General features: G+C 74.6%; 8 protein-coding genes. 5 read left to right on the plus strand and 3 right to left on the minus strand.

Annotated features, from left to right (window positions below; all coding sequences use genetic code 11):
- Window positions 1-43: 43 nt before the first annotated feature.
- The 5 genes from ACIBCT_RS10930 to ACIBCT_RS10950 all read left to right on the plus strand — a co-directional run bounded on the left by ACIBCT_RS10930 (window position 44) and on the right by ACIBCT_RS10950 (window position 8336).
- Complete coding sequence (locus tag ACIBCT_RS10930; RefSeq protein WP_399187209.1) at window positions 44-1129, plus strand: carbohydrate kinase; 1086 nt, start codon at window positions 44-46, stop codon at window positions 1127-1129.
- A 483-nt stretch (window positions 1130-1612) separates the two neighbouring features.
- Window positions 1613-3343, plus strand: a complete 1731-nt coding sequence (locus tag ACIBCT_RS10935; protein ID WP_399187210.1) for an HAD-IIB family hydrolase — start codon at window positions 1613-1615, stop codon at window positions 3341-3343.
- Window positions 3344-3532: 189 nt separating this feature from the next.
- Window positions 3533-3946 carry a ribonuclease domain-containing protein gene (locus ACIBCT_RS10940; protein WP_399187211.1) on the plus strand — a complete coding sequence of 138 codons (414 nt, stop codon included), beginning with the start codon at window positions 3533-3535 and terminating at the stop codon, window positions 3944-3946.
- A gap of 110 nt (window positions 3947-4056) precedes the next feature.
- A complete protein-coding gene (locus tag ACIBCT_RS10945; RefSeq protein WP_399187212.1) occupies window positions 4057-6075 on the plus strand; it encodes a propionyl-CoA synthetase in 2019 nt (672 codons plus the stop codon).
- Between the two features lie 95 nt (window positions 6076-6170).
- A complete protein-coding gene (locus ACIBCT_RS10950; RefSeq protein WP_399187214.1) occupies window positions 6171-8336 on the plus strand; it encodes a WD40 repeat domain-containing serine/threonine protein kinase in 2166 nt (721 codons plus the stop codon).
- A gap of 86 nt (window positions 8337-8422) precedes the next feature.
- On the opposite strand, the gene ACIBCT_RS10955 is transcribed toward ACIBCT_RS10950, so the two are convergent.
- The 3 genes from ACIBCT_RS10955 to ACIBCT_RS10965 all read right to left on the minus strand — a co-directional run bounded on the left by ACIBCT_RS10955 (window position 8423) and on the right by ACIBCT_RS10965 (window position 11709).
- Window positions 8423-9589: a DUF418 domain-containing protein gene (locus ACIBCT_RS10955; RefSeq protein WP_399187215.1), complete on the minus strand. Its 1167-nt coding sequence runs from the start codon at window positions 9587-9589 to the stop codon at window positions 8423-8425.
- A gap of 201 nt (window positions 9590-9790) precedes the next feature.
- Window positions 9791-10801, minus strand: a complete 1011-nt coding sequence (locus ACIBCT_RS10960; RefSeq protein WP_399187216.1) for an N-acetylglucosamine kinase — start codon at window positions 10799-10801, stop codon at window positions 9791-9793.
- A 20-nt stretch (window positions 10802-10821) separates the two neighbouring features.
- Window positions 10822-11709, minus strand: a complete 888-nt coding sequence (locus ACIBCT_RS10965; protein ID WP_399187217.1) for an alpha/beta hydrolase — start codon at window positions 11707-11709, stop codon at window positions 10822-10824.
- Window positions 11710-11780: the final 71 nt, after the last annotated feature.

Genomic DNA, 11780 nt, shown 5'->3' on the forward strand with positions numbered 1-11780 from the left:
CGGCCGGGCATCCGGCGCGTCCCTCCCCGGAAAGGCGACGATCATGCCCTCCAGCCAGGTCGCCGTGCTCGGCGAGTGCGTCGCCGACGCCTTCGTCACGAACCCCCTCACCCCCCGGGACGAGCGGGACGGCGATCCGGGCGGTACGGGGGGCGGGGCGGGCAGGGACCCGGACGGCCCGGACGGCCTGGACGGTGCGGGCGGTGCGGGCGGCGCGGGCGCGGGCGCGGCTCCGGACGGGCCGGGCGGTGAGCTCCTGCTGCGGGTCCTGCCCGGCGGCGGCCCGGCGAACACCGCGGTGGCGCTGGCCCGGCTCGGCACCGCGACCCGCTTCCTGGGACGGCTCTCCGGCGACACCTTCGGCGCGCTCTTCCGCGCCCACCTGACCGCCTCCGGGGTCGACCTGACCGGCTGCGTCGGCGCGGCCGAGCCGAGCACGCTGGCGGTGGCCACCCTGGACTCCGGGGGACGGGCCCGGTACTCCTTCCACGCCGACGGCTCCGCCGACTGGGGATGGAGCACCGCGGAGCTGACGGCCGCACGGATCGGCGACGTCGCCTGCCTGCACACCGGCTCGCTGGCCCTGGTCCGCGCGCCGGGCGCGGAGGCCGTCGAGGAGGCGCTGTCCGCGACCGCCGCCCGCGCCACGATCTCGATCGACCCCAACGTACGGGCCGCGCTCGTCGATCCGGCCGTCTACCGGGAGCGGATGCCCCGCTGGTGCGCGGTGGCCGACATGATCAGGCTCAGCGACGAGGACCTGGAGCACATCCGGCCGGGCGAGCCGGTCGAGCGGGTCTGCGACGCCTGGCACGAGGCGGGCGTGCGCCTGGTCGTGGTGACGCGCGGCCCGCTGGGCGCGCTCGTCTCCGTGGACGGCGAGCGGGCCTGTGTGCCCGCGCCGCCCACGCGGGTCGTCGACACCGTCGGCGCGGGGGACTCCTTCACCGCGGGGCTGCTGCACCGGCTGCGTACCGGCGGCCTGCTCGGCGGCCGGCTCGACCGGCTCGACCTCGAACGCGCGGCCGACGCCGCCGCCTTCGCCGCCCGGGTGGCCGCGCTCACCTGCTCGGCTCCGGGGGCCGACCCGCCCTGGGCACGCGACCTGGACGGATCCGATCCGCGCTAGGCCGTCCGCAGGGGCACGTCATCCCGTACCGCTGGGGGACGTGACATGGGCGGCGTCACCGATCAGTACGGCCCGGCCCCGGTACCAGGTCTTGGGCGCCCTCATCTGATGGGAGCCGAACCAGTCGTGACCGGGCGGCGAGGCCTGGACGATCCGGGCCTGCTGCGCAGGAACGGCAGGCCGCACGCCACCCGCAGGAGCGCGCGCGAGAGGCACCCGCGACCGGAATCCCCCGGGTGACGCCCGCCGCGGCGTACCGGGCCCGCCCGGATCCCCTCCCATGGCGTACGGCAGCCGTCCCGGGGACGACATCGACGCCCGCGCCGCCCGCGCCGGCCTCGCCGTGACGATGACCGCCACGCGGCCCCGGGCTCCATCGTGGCCCGCCGGGCACCCCCACGACCGGCCGTTACGCCACCTGACGCACAGCCGACGTTCATCTTCCGTTCCGGTGTTCCCTCCCGGGCGGGGTAGGGGGGCCGGATGCGATATCACGTTCTGGCATGTGACTACGACGAGACCCTGGCCACCGACGGCCGGGTCGACGACGACACCTTGGCCGCCCTCGAACGTCTCGTCCGCACGGGACGCCGGCCGGTCCTGGTCACCGGCAGGGAGGTCGGCGACCTCACCGCGGACTTCCCCCGGCTCGACCTGTTCGACCTGGTGGTCGCGGAGAACGGGGCCGTCCTCTACCGGCCCGGCGAGCAGGAGTCCACCTCCCTGGCCGAGGCGCCGCCCGAGGCCCTCGTCGAGCGGCTGCGCGAGCTGGGGGTGGAACCGCTCAGCGTCGGCTCGGTGGTCGTGGCCACCCGGGAACCGCACGGCGAGACCGTGCTCGGGGCCATCCGCGACCTGGGCCTGGAGATGCAGGTGATCTTCAACAAGGGCGCGGTGATGGTGCTGCCCTCCGGCGTCAACAAGGCGAGCGGCCTGACCGCGGCCCTGGCCGAGCTCGGCGTGTCCGAGCACAGCACGGTCGGCGTGGGCGACGCCGAGAACGACCACGCCTTCCTGTCGCTGTGCGAGTGCGCGGTCGCGGTGGCCAACGCCCTGCCCGCCGTCAGGGAACGCTGTGACCTGGTGACCGAGAACGAGTGCGGCGCCGGGGTCGTCGAGCTGATCGACCGGCTCGTCGAGAACGACCTGGACGACGTGGACGTGACGCGCCGCCACCTGCTGCTGGGCACCACGGGCGAGGACGACGACAAGGAGGAGGTGCGGTTCCGGCCGTACGGGACGCGCATGCTGATCGCCGGGCCCTCGCACAGCGGCAAGTCCACCGTCACCGCCGCGCTGCTGGAGCGGATCACCAAGGCCGGGTACCGGTTCTGCCTGATCGACCCCGAGGGCGACTACACCGAGGGGATCGAGGGCGCCTCCGTGCTGGGCGACGTCAAGAGCGCCCCCACCGAGGAGGAGATCCTCCAGGTGCTGCAGGACGCCGGGCAGAGCGTGGTGGTCAACCTGCTGGGCGTGCCCATCGACGACAGGCCCGGGTTCTTCCAGGACTTCCTGCCCCGCCTGTCGGCGCTGCCGGCCCGCTACGGGTACCCGCACTGGCTGGTGGTCGACGAGGCCCACCACATGATGCCCGAGGGGTTCGGCCTGCAGTCGGTGGAGCTGCTGCGCGAGATGGGCGGGCTGGTGCTGGTCACCGTGCACCCCGACGCGGTCAGCGAGCCGGTCGTGCAGACCCTCAACGCGGTCGTCGTGGTGGGCGACGGTCCCGGGGAGGTGCTGGAGGCGTTCGCCGGCACCGCCGGCATCGACGTCCCCGGCGGTGACCTCTCCGACCTGCCGACCGGGGACCTGCTGTTCTGGCGGGTCGAGGACGAGCCGATCCGGGTGCGGCTGGCCCCGCCCGAGGAGGAGCGCCAGAGGCACCGCCGCAAGTACGCGGCCGGTGAGCTCGGCGAGGAGAGCAGCTTCTTCTTCCGCGGCCCCGAGAACATGCTGAACCTGCGGGCCGGGAACCTGACCTCGTTCTGCCGCATGGCCGAGGGCGTCGACGAGGGGACGTGGAACTACCACCTGGAGCGGGGGGACTACTCGCGCTGGCTGGCCGGAAGCGTCAAGGACGAGGAGCTGGCGGCCGAGGTGGCCGAGGTCGAGCAGAATCCCGGCGACCCGGCCGACGAGACCAGGCGGCGGGTGCGCGAGCTCATCGAGGCCCGCTACACCGCGCCCGCCGAGCCGAGCGGGCTCGTCTGAACGCGGAGGGCCGCGCCACCGGACCGGGCGGACCCGCCCGGGTGCGTCGCACCGGTGTCGCGGCCCGGGCGTCAGACGGACGCCGTGAGGATTTCACCCCGTTTTTGGCGATCTTTACCTTTACCTGATCCGGCTTGACGGTGATCCTGACAGGGTTCGACATCCCGGCACCCCTCACGAGGAGACCCCGTGCGCGTTTCCGAACGTCCCCGGCCTTCCTGGGCGGCACGACTCGCCCTCGTCGTCGCCGTCGTCACGTCCATGAGCGGCGTGGTCACCGTCACCCCCGCCGACGCGGCGGTCCACGGCTCCTGCACCGTCTCCCGCTGCGCGGACGCGCGCTCGGCCAGGTCGATCTGGTCCGGGAAGGGCTACCCCACCGACCGCGGCTGGTACTCCTGGCCGGACGGCAGGTACAACTACACCGGCGGGCGCTTCTACAACCGGGAGGGCCAGCTGCCCGCCGGCGCCACCTACCAGGAGTACGACGTGTACTCCCGGGCCCGGGGCGCCGCGCGTGACGCGTACCGGATCGTCGTCAACCGGAGCACCGGCGTGGCCTGGTTCTCCCCCGACCACTACAGCGACTTCTACCGCCTCTAGGGGCCCGTGGCGTCCGCCGGAGGCCCGGGCGGTGGCATCGCCGCCCCGGCCTGGCCGGCGGGCCGGAAAGGGATCTCGACCGGGAGTCCCCGGAAGAGCATGATGGCCTGATGCCGTACGCCGACGCCTTCGCCCGCAGCATCGCCGATCCCGAGGACTTCTGGGGCGAGGCCGCCGAGGCGGTCACCTGGATCAGGCCCCCGCGCGAGATCCTGGACGCCGGAGCGCCCCCCTTCTACCGCTGGTTCCCCGACGGGGAGCTGAACACCTGTCACAACGCGCTGGACCGGCACGTCGAGGCCGGTCACGGCGACCGGCTCGCGCTGGTGTACGACAGCCCGGTGACCGGCACCGGGCGGTCGTACACCTACGCCGGGCTGCGCGAGGAGGTCGCGAGGTTCGCCGGGGCGCTGCGCTCCCTCGGCGTGGAGCATGGCGACCGGGTGGTGGTCTACATGCCGATGGTGCCCGAGGCGGTCGTCGCGATGCTGGCGTGCGCGCGGCTCGGGGCGGTGCACTCGGTGGTGTTCGGCGGGTTCGCTCCCAAGGAGCTGGCGGCCAGGATCGACGACGCGCGGCCCAAGGTGGTGGTCTCGGCCTCCTGCGGGATCGAGCCCTCGCGCGTGGTGCCGTACAAGCCGATGCTGGACGCCGCGCTGGAGCTGGCCGCGCACGCGCCCGCGCACTGCGTGGTCCTGCAGCGCGAGCAGGCGCCCGCCGAGCTCGTGCCCGGGCGCGACGTCGACTGGGCGGACGCGCTGGCGAAGGCCGAACCGGCCGGGTGCGTGCCGGTCAAGGCGACCGACCCGCTGTACATCCTCTACACCAGCGGCACCACCGGGACGCCCAAGGGCGTGGTGCGCGACAACGGCGGGCACGCGGTGGCGCTGCTGTGGAGCATGGCCAACGTCTACGACATCGCGCCGGGCGAGGTGTTCTGGGCGGCCTCCGACGTCGGCTGGGTGGTCGGGCACTCCTACATCGTGTACGGCCCGCTGCTGCGCGGCGCCACCACCGTGCTGTACGAGGGCAAGCCGGTCGGCACCCCGGACGCGGGCGCGTTCTGGCGGGTGATCGCCGAGCACCGGGTGAACGCGCTGTTCACCGCGCCGACCGCGTTCCGGGCGATCCGCCGGGCCGACCCCGAGGCGCTGCTGCTGCGCGACCACGACGTCTCCTCGCTGCGGACGCTGTTCCTGGCCGGGGAGCGCCTGGACCCCGACACCTACCACTGGGCCGCGGAGAAACTGGGCGTCCCGGTGGTCGACCACTGGTGGCAGACCGAGACCGGCTGGCCCGTCGCGGCCAACCTGCGCGGCCTGGAGCCCATGCCGGTCAAGCCGGGCTCCCCCACCGTGCCCGTCCCCGGCTACGACGTGCGCGTGCTGCGGGCCTCGGGAGAGGAGTGCGCGCCGGGCGAGGAGGGGGCGATCTGCATCCGGCTGCCGCTGCCGCCCGGCACGCTCCCCACGCTCTGGCAGGACGACGAGCGCTACGTGCGGTCCTACCTGTCGGCCTTCCCCGGCCACTACCTGACCGGCGACGGCGGCCACCTCGACGAGGACGGCTACCTGTACGTGATGGGCCGCACCGACGACGTGATCAACGTGGCCGGTCACCGGCTGTCCACCGGGTCCATGGAGGCGGTGCTCGCCGCGCACCCGGCGGTGGCCGAGTGCGCGGTGATCGGGGTGGCCGACGAGCTGAAGGGGCAGGTGCCGCGCGGTTTCGTGGTGCTCAAGAGCGGGGTGGCGATCGACCCGGAGACGCTGCGCGCCGAGCTGATCTCCGCCGTACGCGACCAGGTGGGCGCGGTGGCGGCCTTCCGGCGGGTGGACGTGGTCCCGGCGCTGCCGAAGACCAGGTCGGGGAAGATCCTGCGCAAGACCATGCGCGGCATCGCCGAGGGCGCCGACGAGCCCGCCCCCTCGACCATCGAGGACCCGGCGGTGCTGGAGGTGCTGCGTCCCATCATCGGACGCCCCACCGTGGACGGACCGCTCACCGGACGCCCCACCGTGGACGGACCGCTCACCGGGCGTCCCGCCGTGGACGGACCGCTCACCGGGCGTCCCGCCGTGGACGGACCGCTCACCGGGCGTCCCGCCGTGGACGGGCCGCCGCGGTGACCCGCCCCCGCCGGGGAGCGACGCCCGGCATCAGGACGGTCACGATCGGTTCCGCGCCGGAGCTCGCGGGGGCATACCGTCATTAAGGTCGTGTCGTGGCGAATGACACCGGAAGGCTGGTCGCCGGTCGATACCGGTTGATGGAGGTGCTCGGCCGCGGCGGGATGGGCACGGTGTGGCGGGCGCGGGACGAGAGCCTGCACCGCGAGGTGGCGATCAAGGAGCTCACCCTCCCCGATCATCTGGACCTTCCGGAACGCGAGATGCTGCACAGGCGGGTGCAGCGCGAGGCGCGGGCCGCGGCGCGGCTGAAGCACCCGTCGATCATCACCGTCCACGACCACCTCGTCGAGACCGACGGCAGCCCGTGGATCGTGACAGAGATCATCGACGGGCCGTCGCTGGAGGCGGTGCTGAGGACCCGCGGGCGGCTGCCGCCCGCGGAGGTGGCGGAGATCGGCACTCGGATCCTCGCGGCGCTGGAGGTCGCGCACGCCGCCGGGATCACCCACCGCGACATCAAGCCCGCGAACGTCCTGCTCGAGGGCGAGCGGGTGGTGCTGACCGACTTCGGCATCGCCGCGGTCGAGGGGGACGCCACCCTCACCGGCACCGGCGTCACCCTGGGCACCCCGGCCTTCATCTCTCCCGAGCAGATCAACGGCCGTCCGGCCACCGCGGCGTCGGACCTGTGGTCGCTGGGCGCCACCCTGTACGCCGCGGTCGAGGGCCGCAGGCCGTTCACCGGCACGACGGCCGGTTCGATATACGTCTCCATCGTCACCCGGCCGCCCGACCCGCCCGTGCACGCCGGCCCCCTGGCCCCGCTCCTGGAGGGGCTGCTGCGCAAGGAGCCCGCCGACCGCCTCACCGCCTCCCAGGCCGCCGGGATGCTCGCCGGCATCGCCGCGAGCCCGGCACCCGGTGGCTCCTCCACCGGAACGCGACCGCATCACGACGGCGCCCCGGCCACCGCCCTCCTGACCCCCGGCACCCCGGCCCCTCCCTCACCGGCCGAGCCGCCCGCCCTCCCGCCGGACGGCGCCACGCTGTCCGCCCCGCCGGACGGTGCAACGCTGTTCGACGCCGCGCCGCCCACCGCCGCGCCGCCCGGCGCCCCGTCCCCCCGCGCACCCGGCGCACCCGGCGCACCCGGCGTACCCGGCACGCCGGGTGCGCCCGACGTGCCGCCCGCCGCCTCGCCCACCCTCGCGGGGGCGGGGAGCGCGGCGGGCACCTCCCGGCGCCGGTTCCGCTCGGTGATCGTCGCGACCGTGGTGCTCCTGGCCTCGGCGACCTCGGCCTACCTGCTCTGGCCCGACGCGAAGGACCCCGTGCGAGCGACGGCCGTCGCCCGTCTCAAGGCCCACACCGAGACGGTGAACGCGGTGGCGTTCAGCCCGGACGGCAGGACCCTGGCCAGCGGGGGCGGCGACGGAGCGGTGATCCTGTGGGACGCGGCGACCCGGCGGCCGGTCGGCGGACCGCTCACCGGCCACACCAGGGCGGTGGAGGCCGTGGCGTTCAGCCCGGACGGCAGGACCCTGGTCGCCGGTGGCAGCAACGGGCAGGGGACCGACCCCGGCGACCACACGGCGGTCATGTGGGACACGGCGACCCGGCGGCCGGTCGGCGACCCGCTCACCGGCCACACCGACTGGATACGGTCGGTGGCCTTCAGCCCGGACGGGAAGACCCTCGCCACCGGAAGCGGCGACCACTCGGTCATCATGTGGGACGCGCGGGCCCGGCAGGCGGTCGGCGACCCGCTCAACGGCCACACCGACTGGGTGCAGTCGCTGGCCTTCAGCCCGGACGGGAAGACCCTCGCCACCGGAGGCGACGACACGACGGTGATCCTGTGGAACGCGGCGACCCAGGAGGCGCTCGGCGACTCGCTCACCGGACACACCGGGCCGATACGGTCGCTGGCCTTCAGCCCCGACGGGAAGACCCTCGCCACCGGAGGCGACGACAGAACGGTGATCCTCTGGGACGTGGCGACCCGCCGCCCGGCCGGAGCACCGCTCACCGGTCACCCGGGCGACGTCCACGCTCTCGCGTTCAGCCCGGACGGCGCCACCCTGGCCGTGGGCACCGGTTCCGTCGTCCGGCTGTGGGACGCGCGGGCCCGGCGGGTCGTCGGCGACCCGCTCACCGGTCACGCCGACTCGGTGTGGTCGCTGGCCTTCAGCCCGGACGGCAGGACGCTCGCCACGGCCGGCGGGGACCGTCAGGTGATCCTGTGGAGCCTGTCCTGACCGGCCGGTGCCCGGTGCGCCCCGATCAACCGTGACACGTCGGCCCCCGCTCGAAGCGCCACGGACGCGCGGGGCGCGGGGCGTCCCTACCGGCCGGTGGAGGCGCCCACGTTCTCACCGGGGCTCTTCGAGCGCCTCTGCGGCGCCAGGTAGGCCCACTGCCACAGCGCCTCGACCGGCCCCCGCTCGAAGCGTCGCAGCCAGAGCGTGGACAGCGTCATGAAGAGCGCGCAGATGACCAGCCAGGCCACCGGCACCCACCACGGCCGCAGGTCGTCGAAACGCGCGGCCAGGCCCAGACCCCAGCCGTAGCAGAGCGCGGAGGCGACCAGGTTCTGGAAGATGTAGCAGCTCAGCGCGGTACGGCCGACGTTGGTGAGCCCTCGCCTCAGCACGCCGGGGGCACCGGTCGCCCGCCGCGCCAGGGTCGCGACGAGACCGAGCAGGCCCAGCGCCACCAGCGGGGGCAGCAGGTAGCGGTCCACCAGGAACCAGCCGGGCCCGGCGAAGGAGGTGAGCAGGTTCAGCGGCACGCCCACGGCGAACCCGGCGACCATGAGCCGCCGCCGGAGCGCGGTGCCGCGCCCGGAGTCCTCGAACATCCCGGCGCGCATCAGCCGGGAACCGAGCAGGAACAGCACGATGCCCAGCGGGACGATGACGACGATCTCGATGCGGTACAGGCCGAACGACTCGATCCGGGCGGCGACCTGGTCGAGGTAGCCGCCGGTGGTGAAGAGCGTGGAGGGCGCCGGGGCCGTGCCCGCGCCCGTTCCCCCGGCGAGCATGACCGCGGTGAGCAGGCCGATCAGCACGGTGAACACCGACCCGACCGTGACCATCCATATCGTGATCGCCCGGTCGCTCCTGCCGATCAGGTACGCCACGATGACGGAGGTCAGCGCGTACCCCATGAGCACGTCGAACTCGAAGATCAGCAGATAGTGGATCAGCCCCTCGACGAACAGCAGGCCGGCCCGCCACAGGTACCAGCCGGGCCAGGGCGCGTTCCGTCGCGCGGCCGAGCGGTACTGCAGTTCCAGGCCGATCCCGAAGAGCAGGGTGAGCAGCGCCAGGAACTTGCCGTTGGTGACGAAGCGGAGGAGGGTCTCCATCGTCCCGGGCGTGCCCAGCGCGTTCAGGACCTGGGCGGGCCCGCCGGGATCGGTGAAGATCCAGATGTTCGTGCCCAGGGTGCCGGCGATGGCGATGCCCCGGAGCAGGTCGAGTGTTTCGATACGGCGTTGTGTCACGCCTTCCACGATCCCGTCCGGCCGGGCCCGGGACATCGTCGCTCAGGCCCATCCGGGGCGTACATCGATGTATGTACCCGCCCCGCACCCCGGCCGTCCCCCGCGTGGCTCCCGTCCGGTCCCGGCCGCGCCCCGCCCCTCCGTCCGGTCCACGAGCGCCTCGGTCGGCGTACGGGCGTCCGGCGCGCGGGAGGACGGCGGCTACCGGCCGAAGACGATGCGGGCGTGCAGCAGCGCGGCGGTCTCCGGGTCCCAGCCGAACGCCTCCCGCCCGGCCAGCCACGCCGCCGCACCGGCGCCGTCACCCGCGGGCACCGCCCCGGCGCCCAGCCTCTCCCGTACGGCGGCACCGACCGGGCCGTCACCGGCCAGCACGCCACCGGCCAGCACGATCGGGCCCGTCCCGTCCGCGGGGCGGACCTCGGCCACCGTCTCGCAGAGCAGCCGGGCCGCGGTGGACACGATCTCCCGGGCGACCGGGTCGCCCTCGGCCGCCGCCCGCGCGACGAGCGGGGCGAGCCTGGCCAGTTCCAGCGGGGGGCGCGACTGGGCGCGGACCACCAGCCTGATCGCCAGCGCCCGCATCTCCCCCGCGGCGCCGTCGCCCATCTCGCCGACGACCGCCCTCCCAGGGGCGGGCGTCTCCGGGTCGGTCGCCTCCGGGCGGGGCGGCGCGTCGTCCAGCAGGGCGTCCATGACCAGGCCGGTCAGCGTCCCGCCCGCGTCGCCCCGGCTGAGGGCGCGGGCGGCGGCCCGGGCCGCCCGCCTGCCCAGCCAGAACCCCGACCCCTGGTCGCCCAGCAGCCAGCCGAGCCCGTCGGCGACGGTCACCGGCTCGCCGTCCTCGATCCTGGCGGCGATCGCCCCGGTACCGGCGATGAGCACGGTCCCGTGCGGCTCCGCCGTACCGGCGGCGAAGGCGATGCCGAGGTCCCCGACGAGGCGGGGCGCGACGCGCAGTCCCGTCGCGGCCCACATGCGGTCGAACACCGGCCGCTCCAGCGCGCCCGAGCCCGCCAGGCCGACGACCGCCCCGGCCACCAGGGCCGGATCCGTCCCGCGCAGGGCGGACCCCAGCGCCAGGCCGATGTTGGCGACGGCCGCGGCGTTGCCGTGGGCCGCGGGGTTGCCGCCCGCGGCGTGGCCGTACCCGGAGCGCCGCCCGGAGGCGTCCAGCAGCAGCGCCCGCGAGGAGGTCCCGCCGACGTCCATCCCGAGGACGTACACGGCGCTCAGAGGTGTTCGCCGAAGAACGCGACGACGGCCTCGACCGCCCGGGTGACGTGCGGCTCGGCGTCGTAGAGGTCGATGTGGACCTTGCTGTCCAGCCAGACGATCCTCTTGGGCTCGTCCATCCGCCGGTAGGCCTCCTCGGCTCCCTCCGGCGAGCAGAAGCGGTCGACCACCCCGTGCACGATCAGGCCGGGCGTGGGCGAGAGGAAGTCGGCGCCCGTCATGTTGTCCATGGTGATCAGCTCGCGGATCGAGGCCCTGGTCACCGTGTTGCGCCAGTGCTGCGAGGCCCCGCGCCCGGTGCCGTAGTAGGCCCACGGCTCGTCGCCGGGCATGGCCGCCTCCCCCTCCTCGGCCACCGCGGGCAGGTACTCGGTCTCGCCGCCCGTGTCCTGGCGCTCCAGCACCTCGGTGAAGGAGGCCAGCGCCCGCCGGTACCCGTCGGGCGACATCCCGGCCCGCATGGCGTAGGGGTTGTTGTACGCCCCGGCGATGCCCGCGAACGCCCTCACCCGGGGGTCGAACGCGGCGAACCTCAGCGCGTACCCCCCGCCGAGGCAGATCCCGACCGCGCCGATCCTGCCGCCGTCCACCTCACCTCGCGAGCGCAGCAGCGACACCGCGGCCCGAAGGTCCTCCAGCTTGCCCTGCGGGTCCTCGTGGCAGCGCGGCTCGCCGCCCGACTCGCCCCAGTTGCGGTGGTCGAAGGCCAGCGTCGCGTATCCGGCCTCGGCCAGCAGGGTGGCGTACCGGCCGGTCACCTGGTCGCGGACGCCGGTGAACGGCCCGGTGAGGACCACGGCGGGGTGCGGCCCCGGCGCCGCGGGGACCCGCAGGTCACCGGCGAGGGTGACCCCTCCGGCGGTGAACGTCACTTTTTCCGACATGGCGCAAGTCTGTACGGCCCGCCGGGCGGAAGCCAACACGCGCCCGGCCGGGACGCGGGACGGCGCCCGGG

Origin of the sequence: Streptosporangium sp. NPDC050855, assembly GCF_044456585.1 — a bacterium.
GTDB lineage: Bacteria > Actinomycetota > Actinomycetes > Streptosporangiales > Streptosporangiaceae > Streptosporangium > Streptosporangium longisporum.